Origin of the sequence: Bradyrhizobium sp. SZCCHNPS1003 (assembly GCF_032381555.1) — a bacterium.
In the GTDB taxonomy this organism is placed as follows: domain Bacteria; phylum Pseudomonadota; class Alphaproteobacteria; order Rhizobiales; family Xanthobacteraceae; genus Bradyrhizobium.
The window spans coordinates 220,001-235,702 of sequence record NZ_JAUHIU010000011.1; the positions used below are offsets into that span (position 1 = coordinate 220,001).

At 65.4% G+C, this 15,702-nt stretch carries 17 protein-coding genes and 1 tRNA gene (1 of these 18 running past the window's edge); 5 read left to right on the forward strand and 13 right to left on the reverse strand.

Annotated elements, in window-relative coordinates:
- Together QX126_RS19935 and QX126_RS19940 are read right to left on the reverse strand one after the other, a co-directional pair.
- Window positions 1–848 carry the 5' portion of an NAD(P)H-dependent oxidoreductase gene (locus QX126_RS19935; protein ID WP_315783109.1) on the reverse strand. 460 nt of this gene lie to the left of the window's left edge, so 848 of the gene's 1,308 nt are visible here — the first part of the coding sequence; it begins with the start codon at window positions 846–848; its stop codon lies beyond the left edge, outside the window.
- A 167-nt stretch (window positions 849–1,015) separates the two neighbouring features.
- On the reverse strand, window positions 1,016–1,816 hold the full coding sequence (locus QX126_RS19940; protein ID WP_315778310.1) for a phytanoyl-CoA dioxygenase family protein: 801 nt from the start codon (window positions 1,814–1,816) through the stop codon (window positions 1,016–1,018).
- 209 nt (window positions 1,817–2,025) lie between these two features.
- Here QX126_RS19940 and QX126_RS19945 point away from each other — a divergent pair, with 209 nt between their 5' ends.
- Window positions 2,026–2,568, forward strand: coding sequence for a methylated-DNA--[protein]-cysteine S-methyltransferase (locus QX126_RS19945; RefSeq protein ID WP_315736256.1), 543 nt, complete (start codon window positions 2,026–2,028; stop codon window positions 2,566–2,568).
- A 103-nt stretch (window positions 2,569–2,671) separates the two neighbouring features.
- Window positions 2,672–3,004 carry a DHCW motif cupin fold protein gene (locus tag QX126_RS19950; RefSeq protein ID WP_315778311.1) on the forward strand — a complete coding sequence of 111 codons (333 nt, stop codon included), beginning with the start codon at window positions 2,672–2,674 and terminating at the stop codon, window positions 3,002–3,004.
- 12 nt (window positions 3,005–3,016) lie between these two features.
- On the opposite strand, the gene QX126_RS19955 is transcribed toward QX126_RS19950, so the two are convergent.
- The 4 genes from QX126_RS19955 to QX126_RS19970 form a co-directional block, all read right to left on the reverse strand.
- Window positions 3,017–3,883, reverse strand: coding sequence for an MBL fold metallo-hydrolase (locus tag QX126_RS19955; protein WP_315783111.1), 867 nt, complete (start codon window positions 3,881–3,883; stop codon window positions 3,017–3,019).
- Between the two features lie 19 nt (window positions 3,884–3,902).
- Window positions 3,903–4,517, reverse strand: coding sequence for a glutathione S-transferase family protein (locus tag QX126_RS19960; protein ID WP_315778313.1), 615 nt, complete (start codon window positions 4,515–4,517; stop codon window positions 3,903–3,905).
- 119 nt (window positions 4,518–4,636) lie between these two features.
- Window positions 4,637–5,479 carry a fumarylacetoacetate hydrolase family protein gene (locus QX126_RS19965; RefSeq protein WP_315783112.1) on the reverse strand — a complete coding sequence of 281 codons (843 nt, stop codon included), beginning with the start codon at window positions 5,477–5,479 and terminating at the stop codon, window positions 4,637–4,639.
- Between the two features lie 77 nt (window positions 5,480–5,556).
- On the reverse strand, window positions 5,557–6,420 hold the full coding sequence (locus QX126_RS19970) for an MBL fold metallo-hydrolase (protein WP_315783113.1): 864 nt from the start codon (window positions 6,418–6,420) through the stop codon (window positions 5,557–5,559).
- Between the two features lie 116 nt (window positions 6,421–6,536).
- Between QX126_RS19970 and QX126_RS19975 the strand changes: the two genes are divergently transcribed.
- Window positions 6,537–6,992 (forward strand): DUF3775 domain-containing protein, encoded by a 456-nt coding sequence (locus QX126_RS19975; protein ID WP_315736261.1) that lies wholly within the window; start codon window positions 6,537–6,539, stop codon window positions 6,990–6,992.
- 294 nt (window positions 6,993–7,286) lie between these two features.
- Here QX126_RS19975 and QX126_RS19980 read toward each other — a convergent pair whose 3' ends face one another.
- Entirely contained in the window at window positions 7,287–8,069 is a 783-nt protein-coding gene (locus QX126_RS19980) for an SDR family oxidoreductase (RefSeq protein WP_315753786.1), read from the reverse strand.
- Window positions 8,070–8,210: 141 nt separating this feature from the next.
- A complete protein-coding gene (locus QX126_RS19985) occupies window positions 8,211–8,726 on the reverse strand; it encodes a CvpA family protein (protein ID WP_315783115.1) in 516 nt (171 codons plus the stop codon).
- 111 nt (window positions 8,727–8,837) lie between these two features.
- On the opposite strand from QX126_RS19985, the gene QX126_RS19990 reads away from it, so the two are divergent.
- On the forward strand, window positions 8,838–9,599 hold the full coding sequence (locus tag QX126_RS19990; RefSeq protein ID WP_315783116.1) for an SDR family oxidoreductase: 762 nt from the start codon (window positions 8,838–8,840) through the stop codon (window positions 9,597–9,599).
- A gap of 45 nt (window positions 9,600–9,644) precedes the next feature.
- Here QX126_RS19990 and QX126_RS19995 read toward each other — a convergent pair whose 3' ends face one another.
- Both QX126_RS19995 and QX126_RS20000 read right to left on the reverse strand, forming a co-directional pair.
- Window positions 9,645–11,246: a GMC family oxidoreductase gene (locus tag QX126_RS19995; protein ID WP_315783118.1), complete on the reverse strand. Its 1,602-nt coding sequence runs from the start codon at window positions 11,244–11,246 to the stop codon at window positions 9,645–9,647.
- A gap of 155 nt (window positions 11,247–11,401) precedes the next feature.
- The gene (locus tag QX126_RS20000; RefSeq protein ID WP_315783120.1) at window positions 11,402–12,835 is read right to left on the reverse strand and encodes a coniferyl aldehyde dehydrogenase; all 1,434 of its coding nucleotides are present in this window, start codon (window positions 12,833–12,835) and stop codon (window positions 11,402–11,404) included.
- A 492-nt stretch (window positions 12,836–13,327) separates the two neighbouring features.
- On the opposite strand from QX126_RS20000, the gene QX126_RS20005 reads away from it, so the two are divergent.
- Window positions 13,328–13,404 (forward strand) — tRNA-Met (locus tag QX126_RS20005).
- Window positions 13,405–13,708: 304 nt separating this feature from the next.
- On the opposite strand, the gene QX126_RS20010 is transcribed toward QX126_RS20005, so the two are convergent.
- The 3 genes from QX126_RS20010 to QX126_RS20020 form a co-directional block, all read right to left on the reverse strand.
- Entirely contained in the window at window positions 13,709–14,794 is a 1,086-nt protein-coding gene (locus tag QX126_RS20010; RefSeq protein WP_315783122.1) for a YeeE/YedE family protein, read from the reverse strand.
- Window positions 14,795–14,915: 121 nt separating this feature from the next.
- Window positions 14,916–15,266, reverse strand: coding sequence for a metalloregulator ArsR/SmtB family transcription factor (locus tag QX126_RS20015; RefSeq protein ID WP_315718315.1), 351 nt, complete (start codon window positions 15,264–15,266; stop codon window positions 14,916–14,918).
- Between the two features lie 24 nt (window positions 15,267–15,290).
- On the reverse strand, window positions 15,291–15,680 hold the full coding sequence (locus QX126_RS20020) for a thioredoxin (protein WP_315778339.1): 390 nt from the start codon (window positions 15,678–15,680) through the stop codon (window positions 15,291–15,293).
- Between the last annotated feature and the right edge of the window lie 22 nt (window positions 15,681–15,702).

Genomic DNA, 15,702 nt, shown 5'->3' on the forward strand with positions numbered 1-15,702 from the left:
CCCCAGCGCAGATCGCGAAACACCGGCCGTCCGTCGCGTTCCAGCGATGACACCACTTCGACCATGCCCGATCGTTCCAGCACGCCGCCGCGGTCGCGCGGGCGCAGGACATGGGGCAGATCATCGACACCGCAGGGTGGAAACAGCAGTCCGTCCGTGGGCACGTCGAGCCCGGTCGCGTTGGCGATCGCGGCCATCTCGATGGCCGACTTGGTGCCGTCGAGGAAGGAATTGAACATCTGCGGGTTCATGCCGGCAGACTGTGCTTCGCCCGCCGTCAGCCCGTAATGCTGCCAGACGCCGTCCGGCGTCACGTCGTGATAGGCCGGCAGATATTTCGTGCCCTTGCCGGCCGCGACCACGTGGAAGCCGGTCGCGCGTGCCCAGTCGACGAGTTCGGCTGTCAGCGCCGGCTGGTCGCCATAGGCCAGCGAATAGACCACGCCCGCCTTGCGCGCCTCTTCCGCAAGAAGCGGCCCGGCCAGCACGTCGGCCTCGACATTGACCATCACGATGTGCTTGCCAGCCTTGATCGCGGCGCGCGCATGGCGGATGCCGGCAGCAGGATTGCCGGTCGCTTCGACAACGACGTCAACGCCGTCACCCGTCGCCTTCGAACCATCGGGGCTGAAATTCGTGCGCGCGATCAGCTCGGCGCTCCAGCCGACCGTCCGGCACGCGTCGCGGGCGCGCTCGGGATCGAGGTCGATGATGACGGGGACCTCGAGGCCCGCGACATGCGGTACCTGCGCCAGAAACATCGAGCCGAATTTGCCGGCGCCGATCAGTGCCACGCGGACGGGCTTGCCGGAGGCATTGCGCGCTTGGAGGAGGGCGTGGAGGTTCATTGGAGAATTCCAGCGTTTCTTGGAGGCGCGGTAGGGCGGCTATCAGTTTCCCCGTCATGGCCGGGCTTGACCCGGCCATCCATCCCCAACGGGGGCCGTCGTCCTGATTGATGGATGGCCGGGTCAAGCCCGGGCATGACGACATTTTTCGTGGCGAGTGCTGTGCTCTACTCCGCCGCTTCGCGATGCGCCCGCGCCAGTTGTAGCAGCGCATCGTCCGGCACCGTCTCGATCGGCGTGAAGTCGCGATGCGCGATGTACTCCGGCCGCGTCGGGCTGCGGATATGGTTCGAGACGGCGTTGAGCGTGAGGTACACGATCTTGCGCGGATAGGGTGTGATGTTGCCGGCCGAGCCGTGCACAAGATTGCCGTGGAACATCAGCATGCCACCCGGCTTTCCGGTTGGCGCGACGATGCCGCCTTCCGCGACCAGCCGCGTCACCGTCGCCTCGTCCAAGGTCCACAATGGATAGGACGTCGTCGCGAGATCGTGCGACGCCTCGAGGTCGCCGGCATGCTGGCTGCGCGGCACCAGCATCAAGGGGCCGTTGATCGGCATGACCTCGTCGAGGAAGATCGCGATGTTCATCGCGCGCGGTTCCGGCATGCCGTCGTCGCGCTTCCAGGTGCCGTAGTCCTGGTGCCATTGCCAGACATCGCCGGTGAAGGCCGATTTGGCGTTGATCTTGAACTGATGCATGTAGACCTTCTCGCCGAAGATCTGCTCGATCGGCTCGATCATGCGCGGATGCGCCGCGAGCACGCGGAAGGCGTCGTTGTAGAGATGGGCGGCAAACGCCGTGCGCGGCGCGCCGCTCCTTTCGCGCCAGACCTCGGGCCTGTTGGCGGCGTAGATCGCCTCCGCCTCGTGGGCGAGGAACGCGGTCTCCTCCGGGCTGAACAGCTCGGGCAGGAACAGCCAGCCCTCGCGGTTGAAGAATGCAATCTGCTCCGGGGTCAGCTTCATGTCCTTCTCCCTCGCCTTGGCTTCCTCGGACGGGGCTCCCGCTCTTTGCACCGGGCTGCCTCTGCGTCGTGCTCCCATCCTCTCGGCCTGCCGATGGGCGTCACTGTGCTTCCGCTGTCGACATTGGCAGAATCCGGGTGGATCGCAACATTCTCCAAGCCTATTTTGACTGGCAGATGATACGGGGCAGATCGACGATGGAGCCCGCCATGTCTGACCACTTCTACGCACTTTTCGAGACCGCGATCGGCACTTGCGCGATCGCCTGGGGACCGCGCGGAATCAACGCGGTGCAACTGCCGATGGGCGGCGTCGCGCAGACCCGGACCCGGATGCAGCAGCGCCACCCGGGCATCGGCGAGGATGAGCCGCCGGCGCATGTGCAGCGCGTCATCACCCGCGTCAAGGCGCTACTGGCCGGAGAGCCGGATGATCTCACCGACGTGGCTCTCGATCTCGACGGCGTCAGCGCATTCCAGCGCGGCGTCTACGACATCGCGCGCCGGATCCCGCCGGGCCGGACCCTGACCTATGGCGACATCGCCAAACAGCTCGGCGGCGTCGAGTTGTCGCGCGAGGTCGGTCAGGCACTGGGCCGCAACCCGTGTCCCATCGTGGTGCCATGCCATCGCGTGCTCGCGGCCGGCAACAAGCCGGGCGGCTTCTCCGCCAATGGTGGCGTCGACACCAAGCTGAGGATGCTGGCGATCGAGGGCGCTGCGGTGAACCATACGCCCAGCCTGTTCGATTGACGGCAGAACGCTACTGGAAGGCGGGTTTGATCTCCAGCGCGGTTCGCTCTATGCGGTGGCGCGGTCTCGACCCCGCCAACCCATCTCCGAGCAGAGCGCGCCGATGAAAATTCCGACCCTTCCCTTCACCGTGACCGACTGGTCGGCCGTTCCCGTGACCGAGCATCCGGGAGAGCAGGGCACGGCCTATTGGCGGACGCTGATGATCGGCGACATCCGGGTGCGGCAGGTCGAGTACACGCCGGGCTATCTTGCCGATCATTGGTGCGATCGCGGCCACATCCTGCTGGTGACGGAAGGCGAGCTCGAGAGCGAGCTCAAGGATGGTCGCAGGTTCACTCTGTCGGCGGGCATGAGCTACCAAGTCTCCGACTTCGGTGACGCTGCCCATCGGTCCTTTACGCCGAAAGGCGCCAAGCTGTTCATCGTCGACTGAGATCTGCGAGCGTTACACGGTCTCGCGGACGAAGCCGTCGCCCTTGCGCCTGATGCGCCCGACCGAGGGCGAGGGAAAATGGGCCGTGCAGCACAGCGTCGCCGTGTCGCAATAGCGATCGAGAAAGGTGCGCCGCGTCGCTGCGGCCTGCGCCGGATCGACGTCGAATTTCGGTGACAGCTCGGGAAGCCCAAGCTGCAGCGGCGAGTGCATCAGGTCGCCGGAGAACACCGCGTCGTCCTTGCCCTTGCCGACGGCGACCGCGACATGGCCGGGCGTGTGCCCCGGCGTCGGCAGCAGGCGGACGTGATCGCCGATCGCGAATCCATCCTTCACGATGTCGGCGCGCTTGGCCTCGACCACCGGCAGCACGCTGTCGGCGAATGGAGGCACCTCGGCCTTGGCGTTCTGCGCCACCCAGTAATCATATTCGCGCTGCGCGAAGACGTAGCGCGCATTCGGAAAGGTCGGCACCCAGCGGCCGTTGTCGAGCCGCGTGTTCCAGCCGACATGATCGGTGTGCAGATGGGTGCACATCACGACGTCGATGTCGTCGACCGACACGCCCGCAGTCGCAAGCGCCCGCATGTAGGTGTCGTCGGTCTTCATGTTCCAGACCGGCCGCGCGCGCGGCTTGTCGTTGCCGATGCAGCTGTCGATCAGGATGGTGTGGTGAGGCGTCCTCACCACGTAGGACTGAAAGCACAGGATCAGAGTGTCCTGCGCATCGAGGGCACCGGCCGCCTGCAGCGCGCTGCGTTCCGCTGCCAGCATCTCCGGCGTCAGCTCCGGAAACATCTCGCGCGCCGGCAGGAACGTGGTTTCCTGCTCGATGATGCGATGAATGGTCGTGTCTGCAACCGAGAATGTCAGCGTCACGTCAGCTCCTGTTCGGCGATCAAGCCGCCGGCGGCACCGAGACCTTCACCGATTCCCGCTCCAGCATCTTGTTGTGGAACGCGTCGAGCGTCGGAAACGCCTTGCGCCAGCCGCAATCCGCAAACCGGAAATCAGCATAGCCGAGCACGCAGATGAGTCCGATCGAGACGATGTCGAACGGGCGCGTCATCAAGTCGGGCTGCGCATTGAAGCGCGCCATGCCCATCCAGGCTCTGTTCCAGTGGTCGTCGGACCACGCCTGCCAGCGCAGGCCCTCCGGGCGCACCATCGCCTCGTAGCGGCACAACAGCATCGAATCGAGCATGCCCTGCAGCATCGAATGCTCGCTCTTCACCTTCCAGCGCGAGGGACCCGATGCCGGAATGAGCTTGTTGCCGCCGGCGAGCTCGTCGAGATACTCGACGATCACATAGGAATCCAGGATCACGTCGCCGTTGTCGAGGATCAGCACCGGCAGCTTCTTCAGCGGCGTGATCTTCGAATACTCCTCATTGGCCTGGCCCGGCGTCACCGCTGCGGCCATGAATTCGATCTTGTCGATCAGCCCGAGCTCGATGGCGGCGATGCGCACCTTGCGGGCGAACGGCGAGGCGGGCGAGAAGGTGAGTTTCATCGGTAGTGTCCTCTGGCTGGTCATTCCGGGGCGATGCGAAGCATCGAACCCGGAATCTCGAGATTCCGGGTCTGGCGCTACGCGCCATCCCGGAATGACTCACAAGTCGATATCGCGCCTTACGCCTCGATGATCTCCTGGCGCTGCTCGCCGAGGCGCTCGATGCCGAGCGTGACGACGTCGCCGACGTTGAGGAAGGTCGGCGGCTTCATGCCCATGCCGACACCCGGAGGCGTGCCCGTGGTGACGATGTCGCCGGGCAGCAGGGTCATGAACTGCGAGACGTAGGAGATGCACTTCGCCATCGAGAAGATCATCGTCGCGGTGGTGCCGGTCTGGCGGCGCTGGCCGTTGACGTCGAGCCACATCGACAGGTTCTGCACGTCTGGAATCTCGTCCTTGGTGACGAGCCACGGGCCGACCGGGCCGAACGTGTCGTGCGACTTGCCCTTGGTCCACTGGCCAAGCCGCTCGATCTGGAAGTTGCGCTCGGAGATGTCGTTGCAGATCGTGTAGCCGGCGATGTGGTTCAGCGCCTCCGCCTCAGAGACGTATTTGGCGCGGGTGCCGATGATGGCGGCGATCTCGACCTCCCAGTCGAGCTTGGTCGAGCCACGCGGCTTCTCGACCTGATCATAGGGGCCGCACAGCGCGGTGTTGGCTTTCAGGAAGAAGATCGGCTCGGCCGGAATCGGGTTGCCGGTCTCCTTGGCATGGTCGGAGTAATTGAGACCGATCGCCACGAATTTCGAGATGCCGGTGACGGGGGCGCCGAGCCGCGGCTTGCCGGCGACGGCGGGCAGGGAGGCCGGATCGAGCGCGGCGAGCTTCTTCAGGGACTCCGGCGCATAGGCAGCGCCGTCGAGGTCCTTCACATGCGCCGACAGGTCGCGCAACTGGCCGGATGCGTCGATCAGGCCCGGCTTTTCCGCGCCCTTCTCGCCGTAGCGAACAAGCTTCATTGGTTTCTCTCCCTCAATTCCCTGGTATTCCAGAGCCCTGTCATGGAGCATGGCGGGAGGAAATTCAACCTCGCGGGCTATGCGTCGCCGCTGCCCTGTAATGCCTCGAAGCGGAAAGCGGCGCCGTCCCGCCGGATATGGCCGGCATGGAAATGGCCGCCGATCACCAGCGTCTCAGTGTCGGCAAAACGCGAGAACAGCGCCCGCCGGGTCGCGATCGCCTGCGCCGGATCGGAATCGACCGTCGAGCTCCAATCGAGATGCGCCATCTGGCAGGGATGATGGGCGACGTCCCCGGTGAGCAGGGCCTGCGCGCCATCCGAGCGGATGTGCAGGCCGACATGACCGGGGCTGTGGCCCGGCGTCGGGATCAGCGTGATCTCGTCGGTGATCACAGCCTCGCTTCCGACCAGCTCCGCACGTCCGGCCGCAACGATCGGCTGCACGGAATCGGCGAAGGTCGCGGTCTCGTCGGCGGCCTCGCTGTGATCGCGCCAATGCTCATATTCGCTGCGGCCGAAGACGTAGCGCGCATTGGCAAAGGTCGGGACCCAGCGGCCGTCGATCAGCCGCGTATTCCATCCGACATGGTCGACATGGAGGTGGGTGCAGATCACCATGTCGATGCTCTCAGGCGGGAGGCCAGCAGCGCTCATCGTCTCCAGGAACGGTGTCGCGCGGTTGTTCCACATTGGCACGCTGCGGCCCTGCTTGTCGTTGCCGAGCCCGGTGTCGACCACGATCCGCATCGTCGGTGTTTCCAGCACCAGGGTGTGGATCGACATCTTCAGCCGGCCTTCATCGGTCGCAAAATCGGGCGCGAGCCAGGACAGCTCGCGGATCGCCTCGGGCGTTGCCTGCGGCAGGATGAAGCGGGTGCCGCCGACAGTCTCCAGCTCGACGAATTTGGTGATCCTGACCCGGCCGATCGTCCAAGACATGCGCGCTTCCTCGTCGTATTCTTGATGCCGGTCACGATGCCGCGTGGCTTATTCCGGCGCAATGGATCAACTGCCCGGAACAAGCGTTGCTGCATTCCGTCCATGAGGAGAACGCCATGCCAGAGCTGACGATATCGCCCGAGAAGGTCGCCTTCCTGATCGAAAAGGCGCGCGAGTTCGACGTCAAGGAGCAGGCGACCGATGAGGAATCCGGCTCGAATGCCGTCGATGACGACATGGTCGACGTGCTCCAGGATAGCGGCGATGATCCTGTGGTGCGCGAGATCACCGGTTTCATCAACGCGATGACCGAGGACGAGCAGACCGATCTCGTCGCCTTGATGCGGCTCGGCCGCGGCGACGGCGATATCGACGAGTGGGACGATCTGCGCCGCGAGGCCGCCGGCCAGCGCGACCGCCACACCGCGCGCTATCTGCTGGGCGAGCCGATGCTGGGCGATCTGCTTGCGGAAGGTCTCGACGCCTTCGGCATCGACTGGACGGAAGGCCGCACCACGGCGGATTCGTCGAGCCCGAGCCAGCGCGACGAGGACGAGACCACGAAGCGGTAGGTCGTTCGGAAAGGTAGAGTCGCTGTATTCATAGCGCGGATGGCAAACAGAACTCACAGCTTTATTAGTTGGATTCGAATTCCTGTTGCGCCGGCACTGCGCTCCCTCGCCCCGCTTGCGGGGAGAGGGTTGGGTGAGGAGGATTCTCCACAGACACCCGCGTTCGCGGGAGAGCCCCCCTCACCCGGATTGCATCTTGCGATGCAATCCGACCTCTCCCCGCAAGCGGGGCGAGGTGAAAGCCCGGGGTTGGCGTAGCAGGTTTCCGCGCCAGACCGCCCAAGGAAGTCTGTCTTACAGCGTGCCTGGGAAGGCGCCGCCGTCGAGCAGGATGTTCTGGCCGGTGATGTAGCCGGCCTTGGCGCCGCACAGGAAGGCGCAGGCGAGTCCAAATTCCTCGGGATCGCCGAAGCGACCTGCAGGGTTCGTCTTGGCGCGGTCGGCGAGGATCTGCTCCGGCGTGACACCGCGCTTCTCGGCTTCGCCCTTTGCCGTCGAGAGCAGGCGGTCGGTCTCGAACGGCCCCGGCAGCAGCGCGTTGATGGTGACGTTGTTGATCACGGTCTTGCGCGACAGGCCGGCGACGAAGCCGGTGAGGCCGGCGCGGGCGCCGTTGGAGAGGCCGAGGATGTCGATCGGCGCCTTCACCGCGGCCGAGGTGATGTTGACGATGCGGCCGAATTTGCGCGCCATCATGCCGTCGACGGTCGCCTTGATCAGCTCGATCGGCGTCAGCATGTTGGCGTCGAGCGCCTTGATCCAGTCGTCGCGGGTCCAGTTGCGAAAATCGCCGGGCGGCGGGCCGCCGGCATTGTTGATCAGGATGTCCGGATCCGGGCAGGCCTTCAGCACGGCGGCGCGGCCCTCGGGCGTGGTGATGTCGCCCGCCACTTCCGTCACGGTGACGCCAGGATTGGCCGCGCGGATCTCGGCCGCGGTCTTCGCCAGCACTTCGGCGCCGCGCGCCGTGATCGTGACATGCACGCCCTCATTGGCGAGCGCGATGGCGCAGGCGCGGCCCAAGCCCTTGCTGGAGGCGCAGACGATGGCGCGGCGGCCCTTGATCCCGAGATCCACGATTGATCACTCCGATATGTCAGTGAGGCTGGAAGGAAGATGGGCGCATTCTAGCCAACCGAATTGCCGCTGATAAGAGCAGCCGGCCTGTGCCGAATTGCATGGCTCGCTATGACGGGAGAGGCGGCGCCGCCGTGTCCGTCAGATGCGCCGTTCCTGCTTCAGCCGGTCGATCAGGCTTGCGACCTCCGGAGGCAGCGAGCGGAAGCCTTTTGCGCCTGCGAGCGAGAGCATCGGCCGCAGGCGTGATCCCTCGAGGAAGCGCGGCTGACGCTCGGGGGGAACGATCCTGTCGAACACCAGCACCAGCGTGGTCGCGACCATGCCGGTGCGCACTGCGCCCAGCAGAGCGCCGCCGAGCCGGTCGCCGAAGCCGGCTTCGGAACCGATCGCCTCGTCGAGCAGGATGCGGCCGATCTTGCCCAGCGCCATGCCGATGACGACGAAGGCGGCGAAGAACTGCAGCCAGTTCTGTGCCAGCGGAGTCCCGTGCATGTCGCGCAGTTGCGGGCTCATCGCCGCGACAGCGCCCATCGCCAGCGGCATCGCGAGCAGGTAGGCCAGAATCGTGATGGCGCTGCGCAACAGCCCGGTCGAGAAGCCGCTGTAGACGGCAACCATCAGTGCGGCACAAGCGGCGAGGTCGAAAGCGTTCATGGTTGCTCCGCCGCGGTTGTAGGCCGGGCCCGGTAAACGATTCCGGTTTGCGCTGCTTCAAATCGTCTGTATCAATGCGCTGCAACAAATGAGGAAACTGTGGGAGGGACCATGTCCGACCTGTTCGATGTCAGCCGCGAGGTGATCCTGATCACCGGCGCGAGCCAGGGACTCGGCCGGCAGTTCGCACGGGTTCTATCGGCGCATGGCGCCGCCGTTGCGCTCGCGGCGCGCCAGACCGGCAAGCTCAAGGCGTTGGAGGAGGAGATCAGGGCGAGGGGTGGTCGCGCCGCCGCGGTCGAGATGGACGTGACGAGCACGGCGTCGATCGCCAGGGGCATGGATGTCGCCGAAGCCGCGCTCGGGCCCGTCACGGTGCTGATCAACAACGCCGGCATCGCGGTGGAGAAGCTCGCGGTCGAGCAGAGCGAGGCGGATTGGGACGCCGTGATCGGCGCCAATCTGAAGGGCGCCTATTTCGCCGCAACCGAAGCGGCGCGGCGCATGACGGCGCGCAAGGCCGGCGGCAACATCATCAACATCGCCTCGGTGCTCGGCTTCAGCGTCGTCAAGTTCATCTCGCCTTATGCGATCTCCAAGGCCGGCGTGGTGCAGGCGACCAAGGCGCTAGCGCTGGAGTTTGCGGCGAGCGGCATCCGCGTCAACGCACTGGCGCCCGGCTATATCGACACCGACATCAATCACGACGTCTGGGAGACGCCTGCGGGCGAGAAGCTGATCAAGCGCATCCCGCAGCGGCGCGTCGGCCATGAGAGCGATCTCGACGGCGCAATCCTGCTGCTGGCGTCCAGCGCCTCGCGCTACATGACCGGCAGCGTTGTCACCGTGGACGGCGGCTTCCTACTGACGTGAGGCCCTGCTGATCCGCAGGTTGATATCCCTCGATGGCAAGCGGACTCAGCCTTTCAGCTCGCTCCTGATCATGTCGGCGGCCTTCTCGCCGATCATGATGGTCGGCGCATTGGTGTTGCCGCCGATCAGGGTCGGCATGATCGAGGCATCGACCACGCGCAGGCCGGAGAGACCGTGCACCTTCAACTTGGGATCGACGACGGCGAGTGGATCGTCGACGCCCATCCTGCAGGTGCCGACAGGATGGTAGACCGTATCGACGCGGGCGCGCAGGACGGCGCGAATGTCGTCGTCGGTCCTGACGTCCGACGTGAACAGGTCGCGCTTGCCGAGGCTGCGCATCGCCGGCGTCTGCATCAGCCGCTGCGTCGTCTTGTAGCCGGCCACCATGGTCTCGAGATCCTCGGCCTCGCCCAGGAAGTTGGGATCGATCAGCGGCGCGGCGAGCGGATCGGCATTCTTCAAGCCGACCATGCCGCGGCTCTTCGGCCGGAGCAGACAGAAATGGCAGGAGAAGCCATTGCCGTGGCGCTTGCGGCCGTGATCGTCGGTGACGGCCATGCCGAAATGCAGCTGGATGTCGGGGATGTCGAGATCGGGCCGCGTCTTCAGGAAGCCGCCGCATTCGGCGAAGTTCGAGGTCAGGACGCCGCGGCGCTCGCGGCGATATTGGCCGATGCCCGCCAGCAGCCGACGCAGGCCTTTCGGCGACAGGGAAGAGAAGTTGGGGTTGTCGGAGGTGTGGGCGAAGATGAAATCCGGATGGTCCTGCAGGTTCTGTCCGACACCCGGCAGATGGTGGACGCTGGCGATGCCGAGCCGCGCCAGTGCAGTTGCGTCGCCGACGCCTGACAGCATCAGCAATTGCGGGGTCTGGAACGCGCCGGAGGCGAGGATCACTTCGCGCCGGCAGCGGATCTCCTTGACCTCCTTGCCCTGGCGATACTTCACGCCGACCGCGCGCTTGCCCTCGAACAGGATCATCGAGGCATGCGCCGATGTTTCGACTCGCAGGTTGCTGCGGCTGCCGAGATGCGGCTGGATGTAGGCCCGCGCCGCGCTCCAGCGCTCGCCATTGGCTTGCGTGACTTGATAGAGCCCGAGCCCTTCCTGCGTCTCGGCATTGAAGTCGTCGCGGATCGGAAACTGCGCTTCGCGCGCGGCCTGGAGGAAAATCTCGTGCACGGGATTGTCGGTCCGCAGCCGGTTGACGGGCAGCGGTCCCGATCGGCCATGATACTCGCCGTCGAACTCGGCATTGTTCTCGGAGCGCTTGAAGTAGGGCAGTACGTCGTCATACGACCACCCGGTATTGCCGAGTGCAGCCCAATGATCGTAGTCGGCGCGGTGGCCGCGGATGTAGACCATGGCGTTGATCGCCGAGGAGCCGCCGAGCCCGCGGCCGCGCGGCTGATAGCCGATGCGCCCGTCCAGGCCCTTCTGCGGCACCGTGGTGAAGGACCAGTTGTTCACGGGCCCCGCGACCATCAGGAACAGCATGTAGGGCGTGGTCACGATCCAGTTGTCGTTGCGTCCCCCGGCGTCGAGCAGCGCCACGGATGTCGCCGGATCTTCCGACAAGCGGCCAGCAACCGTTGCGCCGCCGCTGCCGCCGCCCACAACGATGAAATCGACCTCGTCCGTCACGCATCTCTCCCTGATGTTGTCTTGCTTGTTGTTTGAATGTCATTCCAAGGGCGGCGCCGCGCGCAGCTGGCGAAACCATTGGGTTAGGCTTGCACCCCATCATCTCGGGGTTCCGGGTTCGCACTTTGCGCGCCCCGGAATGACGATTGGTGTGGCTAGGACAGGAATCGCAGCAGCTTTTCGATTCGTGCGATGCTGGCGCCGTAGGGAGGATAGAGATCCTTCATGCGGTTGAAGGGCGAGCGGTAGAATACCGGCTTCAGCTTGCTGAAGCTGTTGAAGCCCCATTCGCCGTGATAGTGGCCGATGCCGGAGGCGCCGACGCCGCCCATCGGCTGGTTCATCTGCGCAAAATGCAGCAGGCAGTCGTTGATGGTGACGCCGCCGGAGACGGTGCGCGCCAGCACCGTATCACGGGCCGCAGCGTCAGTGCCGAACCAGTACAGCGCGAGCGGCCGGTCGTGGGCGTTGATGTGGCGGATCACCTCGTCGGACTGGCGATAGGTCATGATGGGCAGCAGGGGACCGAAGATCTCCTCCTGCATGATCGCCATGTCCGGGGTTGCACCGACCACGACGGTCGGTGGAAATTTCCGCAGCTTCTTCCAGGCCGGATCTTCCGGACTGGTCGTGCTCAGCGTCTTGGCGCCGCGCGCGATCGCATCGCGCAGCAATCCTTCCAGCCGGGCATAGTGCCGCTCGGAGATGATCGACGTGTAATCGGCATTGGCCGGGTTGGTGCCGAACATCTGCAGCATCTGCCGGTGCAGCTTGCCCGCGAATGCGTCGCGTTGCGGCTCGGGCACGAACACGTAGTCCGGCGCGATGCAGGTCTGGCCGGCGTTGAGCAGCTTGGCATAGGCGATGCGCTCCGCGGCTTCGTCGATGTCGGCGGAGACGTCGACGATGGTCGGTGACTTGCCGCCGAGCTCGAGCGTCACCGGGGTCAAGTTGCGTCCGGCGGCCTCAGCGACGATGCGGCCGACGCGGGTCGAGCCGGTGAAGACGAGATGATCGAAGGGCAGCGCCGCAAAGGCCTCCGCGATGCCGTTGTCGATGCCGGTGACGGTGAGCTGGGCCGGGTCGAAATTCGCCGCGATCAGCTCCTTGAGCAGCGCCGAGAAGTGCGGCGTCAGTTCGCTCGGCTTGATCATGACCCGGTTGCCGGCGGCGAGCGCGCCGATTGCCGGCGCCAGCGTGAGCTGCAGCGGGTAATTCCACGGCGCGATGATGCCGACCACGCCGAGCGGCTGCGGAATCAGGCGGTTGCGCGCCGGCCAGAACTGCAGCGCGGTGGCGATGCGCCGCGGCGCCATCCAGCGCGGCAGCACCTTGAGCGTGTGCCTGATCTCGGCCTGCAGGAACAGCGTCTCGGCGATCGTGGTCTCGACGGCGCAGCGGTGGCCGAAATCGGCCGAGATCGCCTGCTCCAGGCGCTTCTCGTTGTCCGACAGCATCGCTCGCAGCCGCTTCAGGCCGTCCAGCCGCGCCGCGAGGGCGGGTGGAGGCGCATTGCGGGAGGCCTCGACCTGCGCGTGGAACGCGTCGTCGAGCGCCGAGAGGGCTGGGCTCTTCAGGGACTGGTCCATGGACGTCTCCTCGCGTGTACCGCGGCCGCGTGCAGGGCCGTCATTCTGGTTGGCTTAAAGCTGCCGCGTTGCGGAACCCTTGGCAAGCACGGCATCGGTTTTGCGCCGCCTGGCGATAGCGTAGAGCCAAGCCGTTTGGCGGGTGTGTGGTTCGTCGATCCCTGCCGCCGCCCTTCGAGGAACTTTGTCGTCGTTCCCAGCCTGGGCCGTGCGCCTCATGCTGGCGGGCAAACAGGCCGATCTCATAAGAGATTGGATTATCGATGTAATTCGAGCAACGAGGCTCGTAGCGGGCGGTGTCACAATCCGGCAAAAAAACTTGCGGAAAGCCCTTTCCAAACCGGCCTCGCATTGGTACATACCGCCCGCACCCGATGGCCGACCCGGCCGGCGGGCTCAAGCCTTCTCAGGAAGCCTTTGGGATGGATCGGCAGCGCCTCAGGCGTCTGCCAGGACCGCCCGGCGCTTCTCTGAAGGTGACGCACAAGTTAACGCGGGGTGGAGCAGCCCGGTAGCTCGTCAGGCTCATAACCTGAAGGTCATAGGTTCAAATCCTATCCCCGCAACCACTGAGACCGAAACTCCCGTAGCCGACGAGGCTGCGGGAGTTTTGGTTTGTGCCGCGTCCTCCCTGTGAGCTGCTGTGCAGCTGAGGACAGTGCCGTCTCCCCATGAAGCGTGGCATCGGAAGATCCGGGGATTATCACCAGGACGGCGCGCACACGACCGTGTGAGCCGGAGGACAATTCTACGTAGCTCGCGTTGAACTGAAGTATTGAGGCAACGGCGAAATCCACAATCCGTCTGCCTGCGGTACAACGCCATTGCCCTGGCGTGGGGGCAAGCTTGCGCATTGCGAGAGCGCAGCCACCGTCACGATGTCAGACGCAACAGATTGCGCACGGCGGGGCGCCATTCTCCGGTCATGGTGTATTCGAGGCCGAGCCGTGCGCCGCAGGTGATCGCCAGCATCGTCAACGGCGCCGAGACCGCCAGCGTCGAGAATGCCGACAGGCCCTGTCCGATCGTGCAGCCCATCGACATGATGCCGCCGGTGCCCATCAGCAGCGCGCCGGTCATGTGACGCTTCAGCTCGCGCGCGTCATCGCAGGCTTCCCAGCGGAAGACGCGCGAAAACATTGCCGCGACGAACGAGCCCAGGATCACGCCGGCGACGGAGCCGATCGCAAAATCGGCCCGGCTGCCCGAAAGCGTGGCGATGTAGAGCACGGTATTGCCGAGCGGGGCAACGAAGGTCAGGGATGCCACGCGCGCCGGATCGAAATCGTCATTGCCGAGCCAGCTGGTGGCGAACCAGCCGAACGCCACCGCACAGCCTACGGCGAGGCCGGAGAGCAGCAGGCGCGGCGATCTCACGAGGCGCCCGTCGGCCAATGCCCAGGCCGCGAGCGCGACCGCTGCGACGGAAACGGTTGCCGGCCGCGCATATGAGCCAAGTGCGGGCGACAGCAGCACATCCATGCCCTGGGTCATCGTTTCGGGCAGGCGTATGGAGAGCGGCTCGATCAGCGAGATGCGCAGGAATCCCGTGAGCCCGCGCATCGCGGCCAGGGCTGACACGCCCAGCACCAGAAACACGACGATGGCGCGCAGATCACCGCCGCCGATACGGACCAGCGTTCCGAAGCCGCAGGTGCCGACCAGGGCCATCCCGATGCCGAACGACAGGCCGCCGAGAATGGCGCCGCCGAGCGGAATGGACGACGTCAAGTAGATCGAGCGCGACAGGTCGATCAGGCCGAAGCTGGCGAGCAACTGGGTTGCGACCAGCGCGACCGCGGCCGCCAGCGCGAAGGATTTGAGTCGTCGGGTATCGGCGCCGAAGAACGCGTCCTCCAGCATCGCGAGCGTACAGAAGCGGCCGGCGCGACCGGCGACGCCGAGAACGGCGCCCGCGAGCAGCCCACACATGAACGTCAGTGCTGATGGGCTGAGCATTCCTCTCCGACATCCTCGTTGGCTTCCTGGCATTGTGCGCCAGGAACGGCGGGGACGCCAGACCTCTCGCGCCGCTACAGGGCGCGCCGATGCGAAGCCCGAGACCGCGAGGGCCAACCTCTCAGCGGCGGCGCTTGCGGACCGGCTCGCAATAGACGTCGTAGATCGCCGTCAGGATCTTGCGGACATCTTCGCTCGCAAGGCTGTAGTAGATCGTCTTGCCCTCGCGCCGCGTCGTGACCAGCCGGTCGAGCCTGAGACGGGCGAGCTGCTGCGAGACGGTCGACTGCCGCTCGCCCAGGAACTGCTCGAGCTCGGTGACGGATTTTTCGCCTTCGGCGAGGATGCAGAGCAGCAAAAGTCGGGACTCGTGGGACAGCGCCTTCAGCATCTCGCTGGCTTCCCGCGCCTTCTCGATCATCTGCTCGAGCTCGGCAGAGGTTTCGATGTCCTTCAACTTCGGCAGCGGCATGAATTCTGAATCCCTCGGTTGGCGTCAGGAGCGGGCCGGAGCCCCGCTTGTAGCATTCATTATGCGGCCGAGCAGCCCAAAGAAGAACGCATCGCCGGGATAACCGCGGATGCGTCCGATCTCGCGGCCCTGCTCGACCACCACGAAGGTCGGGGTGAACGCTCCCGGATCGATGCCGGAAAGATCCGTCGGCAGCGGCTTGGCAAGGTCGACCCGTCGCAGCGGCAGCGCGCGCCCTTCGTCGGTCTTGGCATAGATCGGACCGATTTCTGCGTTGAAGCGGGCGCACCAGCCGCAGCCCGGACGTTCGAACATCACGAGCTCGGAGGCAAACGCCGGGGCCGAGAGGCAAATGCCGGTCACCACCGCCCCTGCGAGCGTTGCGAATCCGCGCGATGCACTTCTGCTGGACATGCCGAGATCCTCTCTGGACTTG

Excerpts from the sequence above, each read along its gene's own strand:
- QX126_RS19940 (WP_315778310.1), bottom strand. The coding sequence starts at position 1,816 with ATGAAGCTGACCCCGGAGCAGATTGCATTCTTCAACCGCGAGGGCTGG.
- QX126_RS19945 (WP_315736256.1), top strand. The coding sequence starts at position 2,026 with ATGTCTGACCACTTCTACGCACTTTTCGAGACCGCGATCGGCACTTGC.
- QX126_RS19950 (WP_315778311.1), top strand. The coding sequence starts at position 2,672 with ATGAAAATTCCGACCCTTCCCTTCACCGTGACCGACTGGTCGGCCGTT.
- QX126_RS19960 (WP_315778313.1), bottom strand. The coding sequence starts at position 4,517 with ATGAAACTCACCTTCTCGCCCGCCTCGCCGTTCGCCCGCAAGGTGCGC.
- QX126_RS19965 (WP_315783112.1), bottom strand. The coding sequence starts at position 5,479 with ATGAAGCTTGTTCGCTACGGCGAGAAGGGCGCGGAAAAGCCGGGCCTG.
- QX126_RS19970 (WP_315783113.1), bottom strand. The coding sequence starts at position 6,420 with ATGTCTTGGACGATCGGCCGGGTCAGGATCACCAAATTCGTCGAGCTG.
- QX126_RS19975 (WP_315736261.1), top strand. The coding sequence starts at position 6,537 with ATGCCAGAGCTGACGATATCGCCCGAGAAGGTCGCCTTCCTGATCGAA.
- QX126_RS19985 (WP_315783115.1), bottom strand. The coding sequence starts at position 8,726 with ATGAACGCTTTCGACCTCGCCGCTTGTGCCGCACTGATGGTTGCCGTC.
- QX126_RS19990 (WP_315783116.1), top strand. The coding sequence starts at position 8,838 with ATGTCCGACCTGTTCGATGTCAGCCGCGAGGTGATCCTGATCACCGGC.
- QX126_RS20000 (WP_315783120.1), bottom strand. The coding sequence starts at position 12,835 with ATGGACCAGTCCCTGAAGAGCCCAGCCCTCTCGGCGCTCGACGACGCG.
- QX126_RS20010 (WP_315783122.1), bottom strand. The coding sequence starts at position 14,794 with ATGCTCAGCCCATCAGCACTGACGTTCATGTGTGGGCTGCTCGCGGGC.
- QX126_RS20015 (WP_315718315.1), bottom strand. The coding sequence starts at position 15,266 with ATGCCGCTGCCGAAGTTGAAGGACATCGAAACCTCTGCCGAGCTCGAG.
- QX126_RS20020 (WP_315778339.1), bottom strand. The coding sequence starts at position 15,680 with ATGTCCAGCAGAAGTGCATCGCGCGGATTCGCAACGCTCGCAGGGGCG.